The sequence below is a fragment of the Pseudoduganella sp. genome, from assembly GCF_041914865.1.
Classification (GTDB): Bacteria; Pseudomonadota; Gammaproteobacteria; order Burkholderiales; family Burkholderiaceae_D; genus Rugamonas.
Window position 1 is genome coordinate 13,793 of record NZ_JAYSCO010000058.1, and the last position, 22,581, is coordinate 36,373.

The following is a 22,581-nucleotide window of genomic DNA, read 5'->3' on the forward strand; positions in this document are numbered from 1 at the left end:
AAGGAGTACCACTATGTTCAATGCAGAAACCCTGCTGGCGCCCATCTCGCCGGCACAACCGGCCGGCGCCGACCTGTCCTTTTCCAGCGACTTCGACGCCATCGCCCAGGCGCGCCGTTTCGACGACCCGTCGCTGGAACAGGGCGAGTGGGTGACCGACCTGAAAGAGGCCGACTGGCCGTTCGTGGTGTCGCGCTGCAGCACCCTGCTGGCGGAAAAGAGCAAGGACTTGCGCGTGGCCGTGTGGCTGGCGGAAGCGGCCGCCAAGCAGTACCGCATGCAGGGCCTGGGCGAGGCCTTCCGCCTGCTGGCGGGCCTGTGCCGCCAGTACTGGAACCAGGGCCTGTACCCGGAGCCGGACGGCGACGATATGGAGCAGCGCATCGGCAACCTGGCCTGGATCCTGGGCCGCACCCCTGCCCTGCTGCGCGAAATGCCGCTGACCGAGGGCCACGGCACGGCGTTTTCGGCGATCGACTTCGATATGGCGCGCAAGCAGGCCAGCCTGCCCGAGCACGCACGCAACCCGGACTGGCCCAAGCTGGCCGATATGGAATCGGCGCGCGCGCGCAATTCGCCGCGCTTCCGCGAGCAGTTCGCGACCGACGCGCGCTATTGCATGGATGCTTTACGCGAGCTGGAACAGGCGGCCGACGAATGCCTGGGCAACGACAGCCCGGGCTTCGCGGCGGCGCGCGACGCGGTGCAGGCCATGATCGATGCCATGCCGTCGCATGCGGGCTTGCCGGCCACGGTCAGCACCCCGCTCGGCACGGCGCCGGCGGGCGAGCAGATCATCATTGCCCAGCCGGTGGCCGGGGCGGCGGGCGGCCACGCGCAGGGCCCGGTCACTTCGCGCGCCCAGGCCATCGCGCAGCTGCGCGAGATCGCCAGCTTCTTCCGCCGCACCGAGCCGCACAGCCCGGTCTCCTACTTTGCCGACAAGGCGGCCGATGCCGGCGAACAGGACCTGCACACCTGGCTGCGCAGTGTCGTGAAGGATTCCGGTTCGCTGGCGCATATCGAGGAGATGCTGGGCATCTCCCCGAACAGTTAAACCACGCTGTACTTGAAGTTCCCCTGCTGGTCGGCCGCTACTTCGATGCGGCCGATCGCGCTTCCCTCCGCCATTTTCGCCAGCACCGCCTCGGCGATCTCCGGCAGCAGAGTCCCGTTCAGGATATTGTCCACGTTGCGCGCGCCGGAATCGACTTCCGTGCAGCGTGCCAGCACCGCTTCCACCAGCGTATCGTCGTAGTGGAAGGTGGCCTTGTGGTTGGCCGCGACGCGCTGGCCGATGCGGTCCAGCTTGAGGCTGATGATGCTGGCCAGCACATCGTCGCCCAGCGGGTAGTACGGCACCACTTTCAGGCGGCCCAGGAAGGCCGGCTTGAACGCTTTCACCAGCTGCGGGCGGATGGCCGCTTCCAGCTCCTCCGGCGTCGGCATCTCGCCTTCTTCCTTGTTCAGGCAGGCCTGCATCATGGTGGCCGAGCCGACGTTGGAGGTGAGGATGATGATGGTGTTGCGGAAGTCGATCTCGCGGCCTTCGGCGTCGTCCATCACGCCTTTGTCGAAGACCTGGAAGAACAGCTCCAGCACGTCCGGGTGGGCCTTTTCCACCTCGTCCAGCAGCACCACGCTGTACGGGTTGCGGCGCACGGCTTCGGTCAGCACGCCGCCCTCGCCGTAGCCCACGTAGCCCGGCGGCGAGCCTTTCAGGCCGGAGACGCTGTGCGCTTCCTGGTACTCGCTCATATTGATGGTGACCATCTTGCGTTCGCCGCCATACAAGGCGTCGGCCAGGGCCAGCGCGGTTTCGGTCTTGCCGATGCCGGACGGGCCGACGAACAGGAACACGCCTTTCGGCTTGTTCGGGTCGTCCAGGTTGGCACGCGCGGTGCGCACGCGCTGGGCCACCGCCTCGATGGCGTGCGGCTGGCCGATCACGCGCTCTTCCAGCGCGGGGCGCAGGCGCAGCACGGCCTGGATCTCGTCCTTCACCATCTTGCCAAGCGGGATACCGGTCCAGCCGGCCACGATTTCCGCCACCACGTTGCCGTCCACCTGCACCGGCACCATCGGCGTATCGCCCTGCAGCGCGCGCAGCTCTTTCAGCAAGGCCTGGATGTCGTGTGCCTGGCTGGCCGCGCCGCCGGCATCCGCAAGCGCGCCGTCCGCGCAGGCGCCCGCAGCGCCGCTCTCCACGGCGCCCGCCTCGACACCCTCGCCCGCGGCCGGCGCCGCAACGCCCCGCTCCAGGCCCGTCCGGGCGGAGGCAATCTGCGCCGCCAGCGCCTTTTCCTGCTCCCAGCGCGCCTGCAGCGCCGCCAGTTCTTCCTGCGCGGCGGCGCGCACGCCGGCCAGCTCCTGCAAGCGCTCATCGTGCGCGCCGCCCGCAGCCTGTTCGCGCTCCAGCGCGGCCACTTCCGCCGCGATGCGCTCCAGGCGGCGCTGCAGCCCTTCGATCAGGGCCGGCGATGCGCTCTGTCCCAACGCCACCTTGGCGCAGGCGGTATCGAGCACGCTGATCGCCTTGTCCGGCAGCTGGCGTCCCATGATGTAGCGGTGCGACAGGCGCACCGCCTCGGTGATCGCCTCGTCGAACACGCGCACGCCGAAATGCTTCTCCATCAGCGGCGCCATGCCGCGCAGCATGGCGCAGGCCAGCTCCTCGCTCGGCTCCTCCACCTTGATCACCTGGAAGCGGCGCGCCAGCGCGGCATCCTTCTCGAAATACTTCTTGTACTCGCCCCACGTGGTGGCGGCGATGGTGCGCAGTTCGCCGCGCGCCAGGGCCGGCTTGAGCAGGTTGGCCGCATCGTTCTGGCCCGCCTGGCCGCCGGCGCCGATCATGGTGTGCGCCTCGTCGATGAAGAGGATGATCGGGGTCGGGCTCTTGCGCACTTCGTCGATCACGTTTTTCAGGCGGTTCTCGAACTCGCCCTTGACGCTGGCGCCGGCCTGCAGCAGGCCCATGTCCAGCGTGTGGATCGCCACGCCCTTCAGCACATCCGGCACGTCGCCCTCGGCGATGCGCAGGGCCAGGCCCTCCACCACGGCGGTCTTGCCGACGCCGGCCTCGCCGGTCAGGATCGGGTTGTTCTGGCGGCGCCGCATCAGGATATCAATCGCCTGGCGGATTTCGGCATCGCGCCCGATCACCGGATCGACCTTGCCGGCGCGCGCGCGCTCGGTCAGGTTGGTGGTGAACTGGTCCAGCGCCGGCGTCTTGCCGGCGGGCTGCTGCAGCTCGCCGACCGGGTCGCCGCCCAGGCCATCCGTGCCGCCCTCGCCCGCCGCCGCGGTGCGTGCCGCCGCCTCGGCCTCTTCCGAGCCGGCGGCGATCTTGTCCAGGTGGTGCTTGATATCGTCCGCCTGGAAGCGGTGGAACAGCGGCGAGCTGCGGTAGGCCAGCTGCGACAGTTCGGCATCGGTCAGCATGGCCTGCAGCAGGTGGCCGCTGCGGATGAATACCTGCTGGCCGGCCTGCAGGTCGAGCGAGGCGATCAGCCAGGCATGCTCGAACAGCTTGGGCAGGCGCGCCGAGAACACCGGCGTGCGCGTGTTACCGCTGCGGAAGCGGCTGATCTCCGCCTGCAGGTCCGCCTGCAGGCGGCTGGTATCGACGTCGAAATGGCGCGCCAGCAGCACCAGGTCGCTGCGCGGGTTTTCCAGCAGTGCCTGCAGCAGGTGTTCCTGGTCCACCTCGTACTGCCCCAGCCCGACGCAGATGCCGGCGGCGCGGGTGGCCGCGTTGCGGCAGGTGTCGTTCAGTTTCCCGATCAGGGTTTTCAGGTTGATGCTCATCGAGCTGTCCTCTTGTAATTAACTCGTTAATCCGTGGATGAAGTAGCGGACATCGGCGCGGTCCTCGCCGGCGCCGCCGTCCTGCATGAAACTGTCCCAGCCCAGGCGCGCGCCGACGCCCAGCGCCGCGCCGTCGACGTCCTGCGCGCGCAGCACCAGGCAAATCTCGTATTCCAGCGTGACGCCGGTGAACATGGACAGCAGTTTGTCCAGCGCCAGTGCCGCGCTGCCGCCCGGCAGGAAGGAGTCGAAGTCGGCGCGCCGCAGCGGGCCGATGGTCAGGCGCATGCGCAAGTCGCGCTGCCACACGCGCGAACCGGCCATGGCGGTCGCGCCCAGCTGCGCCGATGCGCCGCCCAGCATGGTCTGCTGCTCGCGCGGCACCTCGCACCAGCAGCCGACAAACTGCGTGGCCGCCACCTGCACGCGGAAATACTCGCCCAGCACGCGCGCCATGGTGGAGGCGGAGGCCGGACGCTGGCGCAGCGCCGTGGCGAAAAAGGCCAGCGATTCGTCGCGCACCGCGCCATGCCCGGCCGCGCCGTGCGCATCGGCGCCCAGGCGATGGGTCAGTCCTTTGGCGCCCAGCCCGCCGAGTGCCAGCAGCAGCGGCAGGAAGCGGTCCTGGCCGTCGACCTGGTATTTCAGCTCGAGACGGTATTTGCGCCAGGCCTCGTAGAACAGCGACAGCGAACGCGTGGAGAAGACGTCGAGGAAGGCGCGCGGGCCTTCGTCCTTTTCGTACAGCTGGTGCGCCGCGATGGCTTCCGTGTAGTGGGCCGGCAAAGCGCCCGCGCTGCCCAGGAAGCCCATGAAATTGGGCGTCATGCGCAGGTAGCGCAGCTGCTTGCCGAGCAGCGCTTCGCCCAGCGCGGGCGCGGTCGGCAGGATTTCGCGCGGCTCGGCGCGCAACGCCTCGATCTGGCTGGCCGGGAAGCGCAGCGTCAGCGGGTTCTGGAAGCGCATGAAGTTGGCCACCGCCCCCTCCTGCGCCACGCCGTGGCGGCGCAGCCACAGTTCGACCATGCGCACCGCCTGGAAGAACTGGAAGCGGAACGGCTCGGCGAACAGGCGCTCGATTACAGCAGGCTCAAATCGCCGCTTCGCGGTTTGCATCGCAGCAGCTCCTCCCCTGTCCGTTCGGCCACGACGACCAGTTGCGTGAAACTGTTGGCATGCACATACAGGCCCAGGAAGCGTTCGATCAGCTGGGCGAAGGCATGGATGCCGCTGCCGACGAAGGCTTCCTCATCGACCGTCAGGCGCACTTCCATACCGCGCACCACGCAGGCGAACGGGTTGCCGGGCAGCCAGGCATTGGCCGGCTTGTAGGCCACGGCCTGCAGGCCCTGGATCTGGCGCTGGGTGGACGCCGAGCGTGGCAGGTCGTACAGGGCCAGCATTTCCTGGAACGCCTCCAGGCCGCCGCCCGACAGCGACAGATGGTTCAGCGACAGGTGCGACACCAGGCGCCAGTGCGCGCCGTGCCCGCGCTCGAAGCGCTGCGACGGCGTCGGCTTGCGCAGGAAGCTGATGCTGCGCACGCTGGAGCCGCCCTCCAGGAACAGGTCGCCGCCGCGCAGGCCGTAGGCCAGCGAGGCCGGCAAATCGCGGTTGGTGCAGGTCAGCTGCAGGCTCAGGGTGTCGGTTTCCACCGCCGCCGGGTCGAAGTCGATATCGACGATGGTGATCTCGGTCTCGTAACCGGGGCTTTTCTGCGCCATCTGCTCGTCGCGCCGCATGACCCAGTAATGGCCGTGCTTTTCCGGCGTTTCGCCATGGCGCAGCGAGTAGAAAGGACGGAACTCAACGATCGATTCGCCCTGCGGCGTCTGGCGCACCATGCGCACGGCGTCGATGGCGACCACCTCGTAGGCATAGGCGCGGCGGGCGTCGGCCAGCACCGGGTAGCTGGCGGCCGTATGCGTGATGCGGATTGGTTCGCCGCGCTGGCGGAACAGGTTGACCACCGGCGTGCAGCCCAGCAGCAGGTTGTTGGTGTTGAGCGTGGCCAGCATGCGCGCCGTATGCGAATCGGGACGCAGGCCGCTCATGGCGATATGCAGCGTCAGGCGCTTGCAGCCGGCCGGCGCCAGGGCGCACAGGGCGGCCAGGTCGATGTCGAAGAAGTTGAACTTTTCCGGGAAGCAGAAGTACTCGGTCAGCAGGCGGTAGGCCTGGTGCGAGCGCGCCGAGAAATCGATCAGCGCGTCGTCTTCCTCGAAACCGGCGGCGGCCACCGGGATGCGCGCCAGCGGCAGCCAGCGCCCGTTGCCGTCGCATTCGACCCACGCCTTGGCGCTGCGCATGAACAGCGCATCGCGCAGCGCGGCGCAGAACGACGGTTCGCCGTCGATGAAGACGCGCAGGCTGGCGACGCCCATGGCCGGCAAGGCGACCTGCTCGGACAGCGACTCGATGCCGATCGACAGGCCGGCGCCGGCGCCCGGCGGCAGCTGCACCGCTTCCGGCGCCACCAGGGCGGCCGTGAAGGAGGCGCGGGTCAGGTCCAGCGGCGCGATGGTCACCGGGTAGGCGGTGCGGAAAGTACAGGCCACGCCGTTGACCGGGCGCGTGTTCAGCTCCGTGCCGCGCGCGATTTCGCTGGCGGCGGTCAACTGGGCGGCGGTGGCGGCGTAGTCCATGCGCGCGATCGAGCACGATGGGAAAGGCCGCAGATAATGCGGATAAAGCACTTCGAACAGTGCTTCGGTGAATTCGGGGTAATCGTCGTCCAGCCGCTTCGACACGCGCGAATTGAGCAGCGCGAAGGACTGGATCATGCGTTCGATATGCGGGTCCTCGCAGACCTCGCCGCCGATCAGCAGGCGGCCCGCAATCTTGGGGTAGCGCTCGGCAAACTCGCGCGCATAGCGCCGCAAAAAGCCCAGTTCGCGCTCGTAGTACGGCAGTAACTCTTCCAAATCAAGCTCCCGGCAGCGCCGCGCGGCGTGCCTTGCTAATCGTGTAATGCAGGCTGGATGGCTGCAGCACCGCGTCGAAATTGACCGGCTCCTGCGCCGCATGCAGCACCAGCAGCGCCGTGATGGCGAAATTCAGGCGGTCGATGCCGCCCTCGCTCATCTCCAGCGTAGCCCGCACATTGCGCAGGCGCGGCTCGTGCCGTGCGATGGCACGCTCCAGCCCCTGGCAAATGGCGGCGCGGTCGTCCGGACTGGCCAGCGACATGCCGGCAAAGTCGTTCAGCCCGTAGCTGATGATGGAGCGACCGCACTCAGGAAAGCGTTTGAGCAGGTGCTCAGGGATGACGGTACGGGTGTTCAGCAGGGCCTCCAGGTCGCGCGCCACGGAGTCTTTCATCTCCTCCAGCGACATCCTGTGGACAGCGCCGCTGCCGGCGCCAGGGTCGCCGGGCAGCAGCAGCCGGTCCATCAGCCCCGGCGTGAATCCCCTCACCGTCATCTGCTTGCCTCTTAAACGACCTTATTGGACGACAGGTCCCAGCCGCCGGAGGTGTTGCCGCCGGTGCCGCCGTTGACTTTCTGCTGGGTGTACTTCCACTTCACTTTGGAGTACTTCAGCGCTACGTCTTCGCCCAGGATGTCGCCCTGGCGTACTTCTGGAGCGACGCTGGAGATCAGCACGTTTTCCAGTTCGATTTCGAAGTACTTGACGCGGTCGCCCTGGCCGTCGGCACGCATGAATTCCAGTTTTGCTTTCGGCAGGGTTTTGCCGGAGGAGCAATTCTGCAGCAGCAGCGGCGACGACAGGTCGGCCAGTTTGCTGATCACGATGTCGCGGTGCTCGGTGCGTTCCGCAGTGTGGCCGCCGCCGGTCGATGCGGTGGCAGACTTAGGCTGCAGCACTTCCCACTGGACGGACTTGACTTCGATCCAGTCCTTGTGGGCGGTATCGGTGGACTCGCCTTTGATACCGTCGATTTGCAGATAGACGTCGATTGCCATGGTATTCCTTTCTGTTTCGGAGAAAATAAAAAATAAAAATTACGACTTGGTCGATTGCGGCAGCTCCGCGACCAAACGGAGTGAAACGGACAGCTCGTCGAGCTGGAAGTGCGGGCGCAGGAAGGACACGGCGCGATACACGCCGGGACGGCCCGGCACTTCCGACACTTGTACGCTGGCTTCGCGCAGCGGGAACTGCGCTTTTTGCTCCTGGCTGGCGTTGTCGTCCAACAGCACGTACTGGGTCAGCCAGCGATTCAGGTAATCCTCGACGTTGGAGGCAGCGGCGAAGCTGCCGATCTTGTCGCGCATCATGGCCTTCATGTAATGGGCGATGCGCGACACGGCGAAGATGTACTGCAGCTGGGCCGACAGCACGGCGTTTGCATTGGCAGCGTCAGTGTTGTACTTACGTGCTTTCTGCGCCGACTGCGCGCCGAAGAAGGCCGCGTAGTCGGTGTTCTTGCAATGCACCAGCGAGATGAAGCCAAGGTCGCTCAGCTCCTTCTCGCGGCGATCGGTAATGGCGATTTCGGTCGGGCACTTGAGCGCCACTTCGCCTTCATCGGTTTTAAAGGTGTGGGTCGGCAGGTCTTCCACCAGGCCGCCGCCTTCCACGCCGCGGATCGCGGCGCACCAGCCGAAGTCCTCGAAGGCGCGCGTCAGGCGCGCGCCGAAGGCGTAGGCGGCGTTGCACCACAGGTATTTGTGGTGGTCGGTGCCGTCCACGTCCTCGACGAAATTGAAGCCTTCCACGGTGGCGCCGTCGGCCGGGTTGAACGGCAGGCGGCCCAGGAAGCGCGGCAGGGTCAGGCCGACGTAGCGCGAGTCTTCCGAGTCGCGGAACGACTTCCACTTGGCATATTCCACGGTGTCGAACACCTTCGACAGGTCGCGCGGCTTGCCCAGGTCGGCGTAGGTCTCCAGGCCGAACAGCTCGGGCGAGGCGGAGCTGATGAACGGCGCGTGCGCCGCCGCCGCCACGTGCGACATCTGCTCGATGAAGTACATGTCTTCCGGCTGGCGGGTGATCTCGAAGTCGCCGATCAGGGCGCCGAACGGGGCGCCGCCGAAGGTGCCGAATTCCTCCTCGTACACCTTGCGGAACATGGCGCTCTGGTCGAACTCCAGCGCGCCCTGGAAGTCCTTGACCAGCTCCTTCTTGGTCGCGTTCAGCATCTTGATCTTCAGGTTGGTGCCGGTGGCGCTGTTCTTCACCAGGTAATGCATGCCGGTCCAGCTGCTTTCCAGCTTCTGGAATTCCGGCGCGTGCATGATGGCCGACAGCTGCGACGAGATCAGGCGGTCCAGCTCCGCCACGCGGGCGTCGATGGTGGCGGCCAGGTTGTCCGACACCACCACGGTGCCGGCCATGACCTGCTGCGCCAGCTCGGCGATGATGTCGCGCGCACGCGCATGCTCGGTGGTCGATTTGGCGACCTTGCTCTGCTCGACGATCTGGTCCAGCAGGCTGTGTTCCGCGGTGGCCAGCGCACCGCCGGCGTTCAGTTGGGCCGACATATCACTCTCCTTTTGCGGCAGGTTGGCCCAGCTCGGCCAGTTTCTCGGTGCTGCGCAGCACGTCGTTCAGCAGGTCTTCCAGCTTGTCGTTGCCGGCCAGCTTGTTGCGCAGGTCGGCCAGCTTGTTGCGCGCCTCCAGCAGCTGGCGCAGCGGCTCCACCTGCTGCACGATGGACTCGGGACGGAAGTCGGACATGGCCTTGAACTTCAGGTCGACGCCGAACTGGCCTTCGCCGCCCAGTTCATTCGGCACGCGGAAGGTGGCGCGCGGCTCCACGCCTTTCAGCACCTCGTCGAAGTTGTCGCGGTCGATATTGACGAACTTGCGCTCCTTCAGGCGCTTTTGCTCCACCTCGGAATTGCCGCCGAAATCGCCGACAACACCCATCACGAAGGGCAGCTCCTTGTTTTCGATCGCGTCGCCGATTTCCACGTCATAGGTCATCTGGACCCGCGGTGGACGGATTTTCTGCAGGCGCTTCTGGACGCTTTCGCTCTTGGACATGGCTTCTCCTTGTTTGGACTAGTGGGTTATTTCAGCGCGCCGAACGGATCGGCGCTTGGGGTGGATGCACTGGCTTTGGCCGGCGCCTTGCGGGCCGCGGTCTTGGCCGGCGCCTTGGCCGGCTTTTCCGCGGTTGGTACCAGCACGCTCTCGCCCAGGCTCTCGCGCAGCAGCTTGGCCAGGTCTTGCGATTCGGTGCGGATGTTGCCGGACAGGTTGTTCTGGCGGCTCAGGTCAGCCAGCGCGCGGGTCGACAGGCGCAGGCCGGAAATGGCGATGATGCTGTTCGCCAGCTGGTCGGAAGGGTCGCGCACCAGGATTTCCTGCGCTGCGACAATCGCCTCGCCATACTGGCCGGCGTCGTAACGAGCCTGGGCGATATTCACCCACGGCTGCTTATCGGCTGGGAAGGCTTGTGCAGTCTCCTTCCACAGCGTGATGGCCTGCTCCGCCTTACCCGCCGACTTGGCTTCGCTGGCTTTGGCCAGCAAATCCTCCAGCTTCGGTTTGACCGGCAACGCGACTTTCGGCGCATCCAAGGTCTGGCAGGCAGACAGGGAAGCAGCGATTGCTGCGATGCACAAGATACGGCTGATAACAGTGATTTTCTTCATAACTAACCTCGTAGGGACGGACAAATAGCTTTTTTACAATAGTTGCGCCAAACGAACGTTATCAGAAGAAAAATATTACCTGCGCACAATTGAATCTCTCCAATTTCCACACCCCCGCGCACGATTGAGCCTTTCAATACAGGCTTTTTGCGGAAGTGTTATTGTTCTGGCACTTACCAGAAAACAATTATCAGAAGGATCACAGATGGCCAGCAAAGTGTTATGGGGCGAAGGCTTGTTCTTGCGACCCCAGCATTTCCAGCAGCAAGACCGCTACCACGAATACCGTGTGCATCGCAGCGTAAAGGCTGTGCATCCGTACGCCTGGGGCGTCGACCGGCTGGCGGTCGATATGGACGCGCTGGCGCACAACACCCTGCGCCTGCTCGACCTGGCACTGGTGCTGCCGGACGGTGAGCTGGTGGACGCGCCGGCCAGCGACAACCTGCCGGAAGCGATCGACCTGGGCCAGCTGGCGCAGTCGCAGCACAGCGTCACCTGGTACGCCGCCCTGCCCGTGTTCAAACATTTCGGCGGCAACTTCGCGCAGGCCGGCCAGGCCGCCAACGGCGCCCGCTTTGCGCAGGCGAACGCGGAAACGCCCGACCTGTTCACGCAGGCCGCGCAAGCCGAACTGGCCTTCCTGAAAAAATCGCTGCGCCTGGTGTCGGACGCCGAACCGCGCGAAGGCTATGTGACGCTGCCGCTGCTGCGCCTGCGCCGCCTGTCGACCGGCGGCTTCGAGCTCGACCCCGGTTTCGTGCCGCCCTGCCTGACCATCCGCAGCGCGCAGCCGCTGTTCCTGCAGCTGCGCCGCCTGCTGGACGCGCTGCAGGCCAAGGTCAACGCGCTGTACGGCCACCACCGCGAGCCAAGCCGCAACGTGATCGAATTCCGCAGCGGCGACATGTCCACCTTCTGGCTGCTGCACACCGCCAGCACCGCGTTCGCCTCGCTGTCGCACTACTACCACAATCCCGAACTGCACCCGGAACGCCTGTATGAGCAGCTGCTGTCGCTGGCCGGGGCGCTGATGACGTACTCGCGCAGCTGGTCGCTGTCGGACCTGCCGCCCTACCGCCACGACGACCCCGGCCCCGCCTTCGCGCAGCTGTACATGATCGTGCGCGAACTGCTGGACACCGTGATTTCGTCGCGCTACTTCGCCATCGCCCTGTCGCAGCCGAAACCGGCGCACCATCGCGGCATGCTCGACTCGGGCAAGATCGACGCCAACACCACCTTCTACCTGGCCGTGTCGGCCGAAATGCCGCAGGTGGAGCTGGTGGAAGTGGTGCCGCTGCGCTTCAAGGTCGGCGCCCCCGACGACGTCGAGAAATTCGTGCTGTCCGCCATGCCGGGCGTGCGCCTGTCGCACGCGCCGCAAGTGCCGGCCGCCGTGCCGGTGCGCCCAGACACCTGCTACTTCGTGCTCGACGCCAAAGGCCCGCTGTACGAACGCATGCTGCAAGCCCAATCGATTGAGATTTACGCGCCCGCCGGTATGCGCGAGCTGCGCCTTGAACTGATTGCCGTGAACTCCTGATCCGTACGACCATGAATACCATTGCACCGCCATCCCTGATCGCCGAAACCAACACCGCACCGGCCGCCGCGGCCACCCTGCTGGACCTGATGTACGACGGCTTCTACGCCCTGTTCATGCTGAAAAACGGCAGCGCGCCGCAAGACCACGCGGAGTTTCAGACCCGCATGACGCGCTTCCTGGACGACTTCGGCCGCAACGCGCGCAAGAAAGGCGCCTCCGCCGACGATATCGACGCCGCCAAGTACGCCTTCTGCGCGGCGGTGGACGAGATCATCCTGCGCTCGCAATTCTCGATCCGCGACGCCTGGGAACTGAAGCCGCTGCAGCTGGCCCTGTTCGGCGACCAGCTGGCCGGCGAAAACTTCTTCAACCGCCTGGAAGCGCTGCGCACGCGCGGCAGCGAGCACGTGGAAGCGCTGGAAGTGTTCCATATGTGCCTGCTGCTCGGCTTCCAGGGCCGCTACATCCTGGAAGGCTCGGAGAAGCTGGGCTACCTGACCAGCCGCCTGGGCGACGAAATCGCCCACATGAAAGGCCGCCGCCCCGGCTTCGCGCCGCACGGCGAACGCCCCGACCAGGTCATGCACAAGCTGCGCAGCGACCTGCCGCTGTGGGTGCTGTGCTCCGTGTTCGCGCTGATTTCCGCCCTGGCCTACATTGGCCTGCGCGCCTCGCTCTCCAGCCACACCGCAGAGCAGGTGCAAGCCTATAACGATGTGGTGCGCATGGCGCCGCGCCAGGCCCACGTCACCATTACCCTGCCGTGATGCGCACGTTGTTTGGCACAGGCCTGAGCCAGCACGGCCGCCTGTTCACGCTCTCCAGCGCGCAGGAATCGGGCTTGCCGGAAAGCCTGATGGCGGAACGCTTCAGCGGGCGCGAAGGCGTCAATGAGCTGTTCTGCTTCGACATCGAAGCACTCAGCACCTCCACCAGCCTGGACCTGGGGACCTTCATCGGCGAAGAGCTGACCATCCGCCTGCTGCAGCCGGACGGCAGCCGCCGCGCATGGCACGGCCTGTGCACCGAGGCCGGCTGGCTCGGCGCCGACGGCGGCGTAGCGCGCTACCGCCTGCGCCTGGAACCGGCGCTGTCGCTGCTGCGCCTGCGCCGCGACAGCTACATCTTCCAGGACAAGACCGTGCGCGACATCGTGCAGGAAGTGCTGGCCGACTACCCGCAGGTGCGGGTCGACTTCGACATCAGCCAGGAACTGGCGCCGCGCGCCACCTGCACCCAATACCGCGAAAGCGACTATGAATTCCTGTGCCGCATCCTGGCCTCGGAAGGCCTGAACTGGCGCTTCGAGCACGACCAGGACGAAGCAGCCACGCAGGACGGCCAGTCGCGCCACCGCGTCGTCATCTTCGACAGCCAGGCCAAGCGCCCCGCGCTGCAGGCGCTGCGCTTCCACGGCGTGCGCGCCACGGAGAAGGACGACGCCATCGACCAGTTCAGCGCGCGCCGCGCCATCGCCCCCAATGCCGTCAGCATCGCCAGCTGGGACCCGGCGCAGGTCGCCGCCCCCGCCGCCGAACAGTCCAGCAACTTGGACGCCGGCACGCTGCCCGCCATGGCCGTGTACGACGGCAGCGAGGAACGCAGCTACACCGCCAGCGGCGCCGCCGACGGCCACAGCCTGCTCATGCTGCAGGCGCTGGAACTGGGCAACAAGCTGTTCACCGGCGAAGGCTCGGCGCGCCGCCTGGCCGCCGGCAGCAATTTCGCCTTGAGCGCGCACGAACGCTTTGAGGGCGACGAATTCACCACCCTGTGGGTGGAGCATGAAGCGCGCAACAACTTCACGCCCGCGCTGAAAGCCGGCCCCGGCGTAGCGCCCGGCACCTACCGCAACCGCTTCGGCTGCATGCGCGCGGCCGTGCCGCTGGTGCCCGCCGCCACCGCCCAGCGCCTGCGCGGCGCCGCCCTCGGCGCGCAAACCGCCCTGGTGGTCGGCCTGCCCGGCGCCGCCAACACCACGGAGCGCAACCAGCAGGTGCGCATCCAGTTCCCCTGGCAGCGCGGCACGAACGCCAATCCCGGCGGCTCCGGCCACAGCACCGACGCCCAGGGCAACGCCCCCGGCGACGACAGCTCCGGCACCTGGGTACGCGTGGCCGAAGCGCTGGCCGGCCCCAATTTCGGCAGCCAGTTCACGCCGCGCATCGGCACCGAAGTGCTGGTCGACTTCATCGAAGGCGATATCGACCGCCCGATCGTGGTCGCCCAGCTCTACACCGGCAGCGACCAGCCGCCGTTCTCCGCCGGCGTCGACTCCAGCGCCAACCACGCCGGGGTGATCTCCGGCATCCACAGCCACGCGCTCGACAACAGCGGCTACAACCAATGGGTGCTGGACGACACCAGCAGCCAGCTGCGCATGCGCCTGGCCAGCAGCACCGCCGCCAGCCAATTGAACCTGGGCTACCTGGTGCACCAGGCGCCCAACTCCGCCACCCGCGGCGAACACCGCGGCACCGGCTTCGAACTGCGCACCGACGCCTGGGCCGTACTGCGCTCCGGCGAAGGCCTGCTGCTGACCACCAGCGCCCGCAAAGCGCACGGCAGCGGCATCCAGTCCACCCAGCTCGAAGCCGACGACGCCCTGCAGCGCCTGCGCGCTGGCGAAAAGCTGGCCGACGCCCTGTACAAGACCGCCAAGCAGCAGCAAGCCCTGTTCGGCGCCGAGTCCATCAAAGCGCAACAAGACCTGCAAAAGCAGATCGACCCGAAACAGGACGGCAAATACAGCGGCGCCGTCAACGGCCACAGCGCCCAGCGCGCCCAGGATGGCGCGCGCGACCTGGACGCCGCCAAACCGGTGGAACGCTTCGCCAGCGCCATCGCGGTGATGGACAGCGTGGACAGCATCAACCTCGCCACGCCCGCCTCCACCCTGCTCTACGCCGGCCAGCAACTGCACTGGACCAGCGGCTCCGACCTGCACCTGAGCGCCGGCCAAAACTACTCCAGCGTCGCCGCCAACGCCGCCACCATGTTCGTGCGTGAAGGCGGCATGAAGGCTATTGCCGGCAACGGCAACGTGACCATGCAGGCCAATACCGGCGAGCTGGAAATCCTGGCGGACAAGGAAGTGGTGATCCTGTCGGTCAACGACGGCATCGAGATCAAGGCCAGCAAGAAAATCGTGCTGCATGCTGGCCAATCCTCGATCACGCTCGAAGGCGGCAACATCACCTTCGCCTGCCCGGGGAATTTCACCGTCAAGTCGGGCAAACACGACTTCCACAGTGGTAACTATATACCTGCCACCTTTTCAAAATTACCGGATACACGCGTCGATGTCTTTGACGAGCAATTCCAATTAGTGCAGGCAGGAACTGACCGTCCATTGCCAAGTACACGCTACAGAATTACATCTGCCAGCGGTCTGGTATTCGAGGGCTGGTCCGACGCACAGGGATTTACCGAACGAGTTAGAACCGACAAGTCAGAGTCCCTTCAAATTGAAATTTTTGACGACGAAGACGAATTTGCTGAAACATACGATGAGCAATTTCGCTTGGTCCAAGCAGGCACCGATAGGCCATTAGCATATACACGCTATCGAATCATTTCACAAAGCGGCTTGGTCTTCGACGGGACTTCGGACGCACAAGGCTATACGGAACGTGTGCAAACCAATACCCCTGAAAAACTAAACGTTGAAGTATTCGACGACGAACATGAAGTAGGTGAAATCTATGAGTGAACAAAAAACTGGCGCCGCTCCAATGAAGCCTTCGAAGCCCGCAGCAAAGGCAGAGAACGCAGGCACGACTAACAAAGTCAGCGGCTCCGTTGTGAAATGTGAAGTCAATTTGAATAAAGGCGAATGGGTTTCGCCAGAGAGCTGCGCCGTATTCTATATCGATGACGAGGCGACGTTCCCGACCATCGATTTTGAGATTAAGACTGAGGAACCTGGCCCCTACGAATGGAGCTGGGTAATCAAATGGGTGGTACAGGCGTGCCCACAAAAACCTGGCAAGAAGCGATTTAGTGCGCTAACCGCCAAGACTTATCAGGCCAAAGGAAAACACACTTCGGAAAATAAAAAATGGACGGCAGACCTCAACTCTCAAGTGATTGGGGGAGATTTATCTGTTGTCGTCAAAGCCGGCACCACGACCTTCAAGCGCAAGGTCACAATTTTGGCAAAAGAACCTGGTGAGGCCAAGGTCATAACGGAGCTCGAAAAACTCACCGGCACACACGCTGCCGAAGTAAGCCTAGCCAAGCGAATTTTCAAACAAGAATCGCGTTTCCGCCATTTTTATTCCGACGAGGCACCATTGGTGTCATTCGACAATGGTTACGGTCTGGGGCAAGCAACCAAGCCTGTCCCGAGCTACGAAGAGGTATGGAACTGGAAGGAGCATGTCAAATACATTGTTAAAACCGTTATCGTCGAGAAGCGGGGATTTGCAAAAGACTATCTATCAAAGCACAAGCCTTACACTGACGAACATTTGGATACTGAGACTTTAGTCTATTACAACGGTGCCCGGGATCACTATTACATTTGGAACTCGAAAGATAAGAAATGGGTCATTAATGATGAAGTCGTTTGTGACCCGGACGAGTCGAACAAAGGATGGAAGGTCACTGGATTAAAGTCTGCCGACAAGACCGTCGAAAAGCTACGTGAATCAGAGACCTTAAAACCCAAATACACTGGGCGATGCTATGCAGAACATATCAAAAATGCAAATTAGAACCTTTATATTTTTAGCTTGGCTAGCTACCACGCCAGCTTTCGCAGCTGAGGCCAAACATAGTAGGTGCAAAACAGAGCCTGTAGCGACAATACCAGCCAACAAGGCAATATGCTTTGCCGGTAAAACTTTCAAACTGCATTACGATACCGCAAAGCGAGCAGTTTTCCTTTCCGCGAAAGGCCAGAACTTAAGGATTGAAACGATCAAAAAGGGGTACGAGCCGGAACTCGTCGACATGGTCGAATATATAAGGTTTCTTCCCTTGGAGCTGCAGCCTTACGAGTCGCGCGGAGTTCTTCTGCTAAACACTGCGACTAGAAGCACAGGAGGCAACGGGGGCGGCCAATGTGGTGCCGGTTATGAGCTCTACCTCATTGCAGTCAATGTTGCGAAATGGCCCTACAAGGTGATAGGAAGGTTCAATATAGGCAGTTGCCTCGATTCAACCTTCTTGTTTGACATGGAGAACGGTCCGGATGATTACTCGAGCTTCTCAATCCAGGAGGGAAAACTCATTATCAAATTCCTGGCCTATCAAGGCAAGCGAGGTGCGCCATCGGCAATCCTTTCCGATGACTTTCGCTCGTTGGAACTCGTTCCTGCGCAAGAAAGCGGCCCTTAACTGGAACAGCCTTTGCCTGATCGCCTCTTGGACCTGATGTACGACGGCTTCTACGCCCTGTTCATGCTGAAAAACGGCAGCGCGCCGCAAGACCACGCGGAGTTTCAGACCCGCATGACGCGCTTCCTGGACGACTTCGGCCGCAACGCGCGCAAGAAAGGCGCCTCCGCCGACGATATCGACGCCGCCAAGTACGCCTTCTGCGCGGCGGTGGACGAGATCATCCTGCGCTCGCAATTCTCGATCCGCGACGCCTGGGAACTGAAGCCGCTGCAGCTGGCCCTGTTCGGCGACCAGCTGGCCGGCGAAAACTTCTTCAACCGCCTGGAAGCGCTGCGCACGCGCGGCAGCGAGCACGTGGAAGCGCTGGAAGTGTTCCATATGTGCCTGCTGCTCGGCTTCCAGGGCCGCTACATCCTGGAAGGCTCGGAGAAGCTGGGCTACCTGACCAGCCGCCTGGGCGACGAAATCGCCCACATGAAAGGCCGCCGCCCCGGCTTCGCGCCGCACGGCGAACGCCCCGACCAGGTCATGCACAAGCTGCGCAGCGACCTGCCGCTGTGGGTGCTGTGCTCCGTGTTCGCGCTGATTTCCGCCCTGGCCTACATTGGCCTGCGCGCCTCGCTCTCCAGCCACACCGCAGAGCAGGTGCAAGCCTATAACGATGTGGTGCGCATGGCGCCGCGCCAGGCCCACGTCACCATTACCCTGCCGTGATGCGCACGTTGTTTGGCACAGGCCTGAGCCAGCACGGCCGCCTGTTCACGCTCTCCAGCGCGCAGGAATCGGGCTTGCCGGAAAGCCTGATGGCGGAACGCTTCAGCGGGCGCGAAGGCGTCAATGAGCTGTTCTGCTTCGACATCGAAGCACTCAGCACCTCCACCAGCCTGGACCTGGGGACCTTCATCGGCGAAGAGCTGACCATCCGCCTGCTGCAGCCGGACGGCAGCCGCCGCGCATGGCACGGCCTGTGCACCGAGGCCGGCTGGCTCGGCGCCGACGGCGGCGTAGCGCGCTACCGCCTGCGCCTGGAACCGGCGCTGTCGCTGCTGCGCCTGCGCCGCGACAGCTACATCTTCCAGGACAAGACCGTGCGCGACATCGTGCAGGAAGTGCTGGCCGACTACCCGCAGGTGCGGGTCGACTTCGACATCAGCCAGGAACTGGCGCCGCGCGCCACCTGCACCCAATACCGCGAAAGCGACTATGAATTCCTGTGCCGCATCCTGGCCTCGGAAGGCCTGAACTGGCGCTTCGAGCACGACCAGGACGAAGCAGCCACGCAGGACGGCCAGTCGCGCCACCGCGTCGTCATCTTCGACAGCCAGGCCAAGCGCCCCGCGCTGCAGGCGCTGCGCTTCCACGGCGTGCGCGCCACGGAGAAGGACGACGCCATCGACCAGTTCAGCGCGCGCCGCGCCATCGCCCCCAATGCCGTCAGCATCGCCAGCTGGGACCCGGCGCAGGTCGCCGCCCCCGCCGCCGAACAGTCCAGCAACTTGGACGCCGGCACGCTGCCCGCCATGGCCGTGTACGACGGCAGCGAGGAACGCAGCTACACCGCCAGCGGCGCCGCCGACGGCCACAGCCTGCTCATGCTGCAGGCGCTGGAACTGGGCAACAAGCTGTTCACCGGCGAAGGCTCGGCGCGCCGCCTGGCCGCCGGCAGCAATTTCGCCTTGAGCGCGCACGAACGCTTTGAGGGCGACGAATTCACCACCCTGTGGGTGGAGCATGAAGCGCGCAACAACTTCACGCCCGCGCTGAAAGCCGGCCCCGGCGTAGCGCCCGGCACCTACCGCAACCGCTTCGGCTGCATGCGCGCGGCCGTGCCGCTGGTGCCCGCCGCCACCGCCCAGCGCCTGCGCGGCGCCGCCCTCGGCGCGCAAACCGCCCTGGTGGTCGGCCTGCCCGGCGCCGCCAACACCACGGAGCGCAACCAGCAGGTGCGCATCCAGTTCCCCTGGCAGCGCGGCACGAACGCCAATCCCGGCGGCTCCGGCCACAGCACCGACGCCCAGGGCAACGCCCCCGGCGACGACAGCTCCGGCACCTGGGTACGCGTGGCCGAAGCGCTGGCCGGCCCCAATTTCGGCAGCCAGTTCACGCCGCGCATCGGCACCGAAGTGCTGGTCGACTTCATCGAAGGCGATATCGACCGCCCGATCGTGGTCGCCCAGCTCTACACCGGCAGCGACCAGCCGCCGTTCTCCGCCGGCGTCGACTCCAGCGCCAACCACGCCGGGGTGATCTCCGGCATCCACAGCCACGCGCTCGACAACAGCGGCTACAACCAATGGGTGCTGGACGACACCAGCAGCCAGCTGCGCATGCGCCTGGCCAGCAGCACCGCCGCCAGCCAATTGAACCTGGGCTACCTGGTGCACCAGGCGCCCAACTCCGCCACCCGCGGCGAACACCGCGGCACCGGCTTCGAACTGCGCACCGACGCCTGGGCCGTACTGCGCTCCGGCGAAGGCCTGCTGCTGACCACCAGCGCCCGCAAAGCGCACGGCAGCGGCATCCAGTCCACCCAGCTCGAAGCCGACGACGCCCTGCAGCGCCTGCGCGCTGGCGAAAAGCTGGCCGACGCCCTGTACAAGACCGCCAAGCAGCAGCAAGCCCTGTTCGGCGCCGAGTCCATCAAAGCGCAACAAGACCTGCAAAAGCAGATCGACCCGAAACAGGACGGCAAATACAGCGGCGCCGTCAACGGCCACAGCGCCCAGCGCGCCCAGGATGGCGCGCGCGACCTGGACGCCGCCAAACCGGTGGAACGCTTCGCCAGCGCCATCGCGGTGATGGACAGCGTGGACAGCATCAACCTCGCCACGCCCGCCTCCACCCTGCTCTACGCCGGCCAGCAACTGCACTGGACCAGCGGCTCCGACCTGCACCTGAGCGCCGGCCAAAACTACTCCAGCGTCGCCGCCAACGCCGCCACCATGTTCGTGCGTGAAGGCGGCATGAAGGCTATTGCCGGCAACGGCAACGTGACCATGCAGGCCAATACCGGCGAGCTGGAAATCCTGGCGGACAAGGAAGTGGTGATCCTGTCGGTCAACGACGGCATCGAGATCAAGGCCAACAAAAAGATTGTTCTGCACGCCGGCCAATCCTCGATCACGCTCGAGGGCGGCAACATCACCTTCGCCTGCCCGGGGAACTTCACCGTCAAGAGCGGGCAACACGCATTTGATAAAGGGCAGAAGAAAGCGGCGGACTTGGAAAGGCTACCCGACACATTACCAAAATACTTTGACGAGGCATTTATTCTGAAGAACAAGATCACGGGAGAGCCACTCGCAAATGTCAACTATCGTATCAAACACCCGTCTGGCGAGTACGAATACGGAACCACAGACGCATCGGGCCGCACGCATCTTATTGGTACAGTTTCAGCTGTAGAGCTGGTTATTGAGGTCGAAGGATAATGAGTTCACCTGATTCTAAAAAACGATGGGTGGAAGTTGGGCGTTCAACCACAACCGATCCAAAAAATAAGGTTCGAAAAGAAATTGAGCTTGATGATTATTACCTAGTCGTGGGATTCGAAGTAAATAAACCAGATGCATTTAAAGATAATACTCATGACCTAGCTATTGACTATGGTCACGCGTTTTTTTACATTGTAAAGAACAAAATCATCACAAAAGTTTTCAGCTTTGGTCCCGCCGGCCTTGGCAAGACAGGTTGGCTCGGCAACGGCGAGCTGATCGGCAGAAATGGCTACAATCGAGGCGCAATCATTAAAGATGGGTACATGAACGCAAGGCCAGGAACCCCCGATTATGCAATTACGGAAACCGTTAAAGCCTTCAAGGTTGCTCTAACACCCCAACAAGGGAAAGCACTTGAAGAAGAAACCGACTCCGCCCGGAAGGAAATTTTGGAAGGTGAACAACAATATACCGCTTATATCAACGACACCTGCGCGGAGACAGCACGCGAAATTCTAGACGAAGCAGGTGTCTCGACTCCGTCTGGGTCCGGAAAGGTGAAAAATAGCTCTGTAGCATCATTCTCGATCGCGTATGCAGTCAACCCATATATGTGGCATCATAACTTTAGAAAAAGTGGTCATAATGAAGTAGAGTACCACCCACCTGTAGGCAAACCATGGAAACCGCCCATCGGACGGTTAGACCCCATCTTCGGTAACACGAAATGAGAGTTTCCACGAAAATAACACTGCTTCTGCTCTTATCGATTCTAGCAACTGGATCTTTTTTCGCTAGCCGTTACACTACATCTAATGAACAAGATACAGAAAACCGCTTGCTATTGAGCAAGGCAAAAGAGATAACCATGAGTCAATCCAATCCTGATAATCATTTTGACAATATCGATCCCACGAAGCTTCCGTCCACAGTGCCAATGTCCCGGGAGCGAATCGCATACTTGGATTCCATTTTAAAAAAAATGCGGAAGGTGATCGAAAATGGGGAGCAACTCGATGAGACTGATTCTCTGTTTGGTAAAGGAGAGTTTTTCTGGCCCAAAGATCCCCAAAAGCCAATCCGCACTTCGCTTTCCTTCGAGGCAGGCAATTTCGATTTTAAGTCAATCAGCTTAGGGTTTACTCGAAAGAGTTCAGGGAGCCCTTGGGTAAGCGCTGTCCTGCACGTACAGCCCAGAAATTTTCCTTTCGGTGTATTTGACATGAATTTGCCGCAAACATTTTTTTCAGAGTTCACCCTGCAAAGGGCTTACTCGCAGACGCGAGAACACGAATCGATCACAACAGTGAATATTTTTGAATTTCTCTCCCGGCAGAATGGTGGCAAGACAGTGCTTGTAGTTGAAGCTAGGCCCGATGTTTCTAGTTTAAGTGAGGGTTACCCAAGGAGCTTCCACATGCTTTACATCACGTCCAATCAATGACAATTAGCATTTCGCGCTTTCTCGACCTGCTCAAAACCGGCAAGCCCAAGCGATTTGTTCTCGAGTACAGTAGCTCTATGGCGGATTTCATCCAAGCCGAAGCGGTACGCGCAACGTGTGCGGATACACGCGAATACTAACGTTTCCGTAAGTAACGTCATATCGCAATATATTGGCATTCGGGTTGCCTGAAAAATCTCTCACCATGTCGGGCAACTTCTGAATACTGTGCAATGCGCCCAGCGCTAAGCTTTTCATATTGGCCTTATCAGTGACAAGCTTGCGTGACACCTTGCGTTTGACGTGTGCCCATACTTGCTCGTCCGGATTCAGGTTCGGCGAATTCGGCGGCAAAGAGAACAGCTTCAGCTTGCCTGTAATGACCCAGTGAATTCCTGCTCAGGTGATAATACAGAAAGGACATCACGT

General features: G+C 63.1%; 18 protein-coding genes and 1 pseudogene. 10 read left to right on the forward strand and 9 right to left on the reverse strand.

Annotation, left to right across the window (positions count from 1 at the left end; genetic code table 11):
• The first annotated feature begins 13 nt into the window (after window positions 1-13).
• Window positions 14-1,057, forward strand: a complete 1,044-nt coding sequence (gene tssA, locus ACE3TQ_RS21505; protein ID WP_374584831.1) for a type VI secretion system protein TssA — start codon at window positions 14-16, stop codon at window positions 1,055-1,057.
• Here tssA and tssH read toward each other — a convergent pair.
• From tssH to ACE3TQ_RS21545, 8 genes are read right to left on the reverse strand one after another with little or no spacing between them, the layout of a single operon-like run.
• Window positions 1,054-3,810: a type VI secretion system ATPase TssH gene (gene tssH / locus ACE3TQ_RS21510; protein WP_374584833.1), complete on the reverse strand. Its 2,757-nt coding sequence runs from the start codon at window positions 3,808-3,810 to the stop codon at window positions 1,054-1,056. The two genes, tssA and tssH, sit on opposite strands and share 4 nt — an antisense overlap.
• Before the next feature lie 18 nt (window positions 3,811-3,828).
• Entirely contained in the window at window positions 3,829-4,926 is a 1,098-nt protein-coding gene (gene tssG / locus ACE3TQ_RS21515) for a type VI secretion system baseplate subunit TssG (protein WP_374584835.1), read from the reverse strand.
• Complete coding sequence (tssF, locus tag ACE3TQ_RS21520) at window positions 4,890-6,734, reverse strand: type VI secretion system baseplate subunit TssF (protein WP_374584837.1); 1,845 nt, start codon at window positions 6,732-6,734, stop codon at window positions 4,890-4,892. The genes tssG and tssF overlap by 37 nt, the downstream gene beginning before the upstream one ends.
• A gap of 1 nt (window position 6,735) precedes the next feature.
• A complete protein-coding gene (tssE, locus tag ACE3TQ_RS21525; protein WP_374584865.1) occupies window positions 6,736-7,227 on the reverse strand; it encodes a type VI secretion system baseplate subunit TssE in 492 nt (163 codons plus the stop codon).
• A 17-nt stretch (window positions 7,228-7,244) separates the two neighbouring features.
• Window positions 7,245-7,736 (reverse strand): Hcp family type VI secretion system effector, encoded by a 492-nt coding sequence (locus tag ACE3TQ_RS21530; protein ID WP_374584839.1) that lies wholly within the window; start codon window positions 7,734-7,736, stop codon window positions 7,245-7,247.
• A gap of 39 nt (window positions 7,737-7,775) precedes the next feature.
• Window positions 7,776-9,257: a type VI secretion system contractile sheath large subunit gene (gene tssC / locus ACE3TQ_RS21535; RefSeq protein WP_374584841.1), complete on the reverse strand. Its 1,482-nt coding sequence runs from the start codon at window positions 9,255-9,257 to the stop codon at window positions 7,776-7,778.
• Window position 9,258: 1 nt separating this feature from the next.
• Window positions 9,259-9,762: a type VI secretion system contractile sheath small subunit gene (gene tssB, locus ACE3TQ_RS21540; RefSeq protein WP_374584843.1), complete on the reverse strand. Its 504-nt coding sequence runs from the start codon at window positions 9,760-9,762 to the stop codon at window positions 9,259-9,261.
• A 26-nt stretch (window positions 9,763-9,788) separates the two neighbouring features.
• On the reverse strand, window positions 9,789-10,376 hold the full coding sequence (locus ACE3TQ_RS21545) for a tetratricopeptide repeat protein (RefSeq protein WP_374584845.1): 588 nt from the start codon (window positions 10,374-10,376) through the stop codon (window positions 9,789-9,791).
• 205 nt (window positions 10,377-10,581) lie between these two features.
• Here ACE3TQ_RS21545 and tssK point away from each other — a divergent pair, with 205 nt between their 5' ends.
• From tssK to ACE3TQ_RS21590, 9 genes are all read left to right on the forward strand, one after another.
• On the forward strand, window positions 10,582-11,922 hold the full coding sequence (gene tssK, locus ACE3TQ_RS21550) for a type VI secretion system baseplate subunit TssK (RefSeq protein WP_374584847.1): 1,341 nt from the start codon (window positions 10,582-10,584) through the stop codon (window positions 11,920-11,922).
• Window positions 11,923-11,933: 11 nt separating this feature from the next.
• The gene (gene icmH / locus ACE3TQ_RS21555) at window positions 11,934-12,692 is read left to right on the forward strand and encodes a type IVB secretion system protein IcmH/DotU (protein ID WP_374584849.1); all 759 of its coding nucleotides are present in this window, start codon (window positions 11,934-11,936) and stop codon (window positions 12,690-12,692) included.
• Window positions 12,692-15,637 carry a type VI secretion system Vgr family protein gene (locus ACE3TQ_RS21560; protein ID WP_374584851.1) on the forward strand — a complete coding sequence of 982 codons (2,946 nt, stop codon included), beginning with the start codon at window positions 12,692-12,694 and terminating at the stop codon, window positions 15,635-15,637. Before icmH (ACE3TQ_RS21555) ends, ACE3TQ_RS21560 begins: the two co-directional genes overlap by 1 nt.
• The gene (locus tag ACE3TQ_RS21565; RefSeq protein WP_374584853.1) at window positions 15,630-16,643 is read left to right on the forward strand and encodes a hypothetical protein; all 1,014 of its coding nucleotides are present in this window, start codon (window positions 15,630-15,632) and stop codon (window positions 16,641-16,643) included. The genes ACE3TQ_RS21560 and ACE3TQ_RS21565 overlap by 8 nt, the downstream gene beginning before the upstream one ends.
• The gene (locus ACE3TQ_RS21570; protein WP_374584855.1) at window positions 16,633-17,268 is read left to right on the forward strand and encodes a hypothetical protein; all 636 of its coding nucleotides are present in this window, start codon (window positions 16,633-16,635) and stop codon (window positions 17,266-17,268) included. The genes ACE3TQ_RS21565 and ACE3TQ_RS21570 overlap by 11 nt, the downstream gene beginning before the upstream one ends.
• Window positions 17,269-17,280: 12 nt before the next feature.
• Window positions 17,281-17,985, forward strand: a complete 705-nt coding sequence (gene icmH / locus ACE3TQ_RS21575; RefSeq protein WP_374584857.1) for a type IVB secretion system protein IcmH/DotU — start codon at window positions 17,281-17,283, stop codon at window positions 17,983-17,985.
• The gene (locus ACE3TQ_RS21580; protein ID WP_374584858.1) at window positions 17,985-20,702 is read left to right on the forward strand and encodes a type VI secretion system Vgr family protein; all 2,718 of its coding nucleotides are present in this window, start codon (window positions 17,985-17,987) and stop codon (window positions 20,700-20,702) included. The genes icmH (ACE3TQ_RS21575) and ACE3TQ_RS21580 overlap by 1 nt, the downstream gene beginning before the upstream one ends.
• Window positions 20,702-21,439 carry a hypothetical protein gene (locus tag ACE3TQ_RS21585; RefSeq protein WP_374584860.1) on the forward strand — a complete coding sequence of 246 codons (738 nt, stop codon included), beginning with the start codon at window positions 20,702-20,704 and terminating at the stop codon, window positions 21,437-21,439. Before ACE3TQ_RS21580 ends, ACE3TQ_RS21585 begins: the two co-directional genes overlap by 1 nt.
• A gap of 137 nt (window positions 21,440-21,576) precedes the next feature.
• The gene (locus ACE3TQ_RS21590; RefSeq protein ID WP_374584862.1) at window positions 21,577-22,152 is read left to right on the forward strand and encodes a hypothetical protein; all 576 of its coding nucleotides are present in this window, start codon (window positions 21,577-21,579) and stop codon (window positions 22,150-22,152) included.
• A gap of 157 nt (window positions 22,153-22,309) precedes the next feature.
• Here ACE3TQ_RS21590 and ACE3TQ_RS21595 read toward each other — a convergent pair.
• Window positions 22,310-22,527, reverse strand: a pseudogene (locus ACE3TQ_RS21595) (transposase); the annotation flags it as partial.
• Window positions 22,528-22,581 lie beyond the last annotated feature (54 nt).

Coding starts and splice junctions, on each gene's coding strand:
- ACE3TQ_RS21530 (WP_374584839.1), bottom strand. CDS start 7,736: ATGGCAATCGACGTCTATCTGCAAATCGACGGTATCAAAGGCGAGTCC.
- ACE3TQ_RS21590 (WP_374584862.1), top strand. CDS start 21,577: ATGAGTCAATCCAATCCTGATAATCATTTTGACAATATCGATCCCACG.
- ACE3TQ_RS21565 (WP_374584853.1), top strand. CDS start 15,630: ATGAGTGAACAAAAAACTGGCGCCGCTCCAATGAAGCCTTCGAAGCCC.
- tssG (WP_374584835.1), bottom strand. CDS start 4,926: ATGCAAACCGCGAAGCGGCGATTTGAGCCTGCTGTAATCGAGCGCCTG.
- tssB (WP_374584843.1), bottom strand. CDS start 9,762: ATGTCCAAGAGCGAAAGCGTCCAGAAGCGCCTGCAGAAAATCCGTCCA.
- ACE3TQ_RS21560 (WP_374584851.1), top strand. CDS start 12,692: ATGCGCACGTTGTTTGGCACAGGCCTGAGCCAGCACGGCCGCCTGTTC.
- tssA (WP_374584831.1), top strand. CDS start 14: ATGTTCAATGCAGAAACCCTGCTGGCGCCCATCTCGCCGGCACAACCG.
- tssC (WP_374584841.1), bottom strand. CDS start 9,257: ATGTCGGCCCAACTGAACGCCGGCGGTGCGCTGGCCACCGCGGAACAC.
- tssH (WP_374584833.1), bottom strand. CDS start 3,810: ATGAGCATCAACCTGAAAACCCTGATCGGGAAACTGAACGACACCTGC.
- ACE3TQ_RS21580 (WP_374584858.1), top strand. CDS start 17,985: ATGCGCACGTTGTTTGGCACAGGCCTGAGCCAGCACGGCCGCCTGTTC.
- tssK (WP_374584847.1), top strand. CDS start 10,582: ATGGCCAGCAAAGTGTTATGGGGCGAAGGCTTGTTCTTGCGACCCCAG.
- ACE3TQ_RS21585 (WP_374584860.1), top strand. CDS start 20,702: ATGAGTTCACCTGATTCTAAAAAACGATGGGTGGAAGTTGGGCGTTCA.
- ACE3TQ_RS21545 (WP_374584845.1), bottom strand. CDS start 10,376: ATGAAGAAAATCACTGTTATCAGCCGTATCTTGTGCATCGCAGCAATC.
- icmH (WP_374584849.1), top strand. CDS start 11,934: ATGAATACCATTGCACCGCCATCCCTGATCGCCGAAACCAACACCGCA.
- ACE3TQ_RS21570 (WP_374584855.1), top strand. CDS start 16,633: ATGCAAATTAGAACCTTTATATTTTTAGCTTGGCTAGCTACCACGCCA.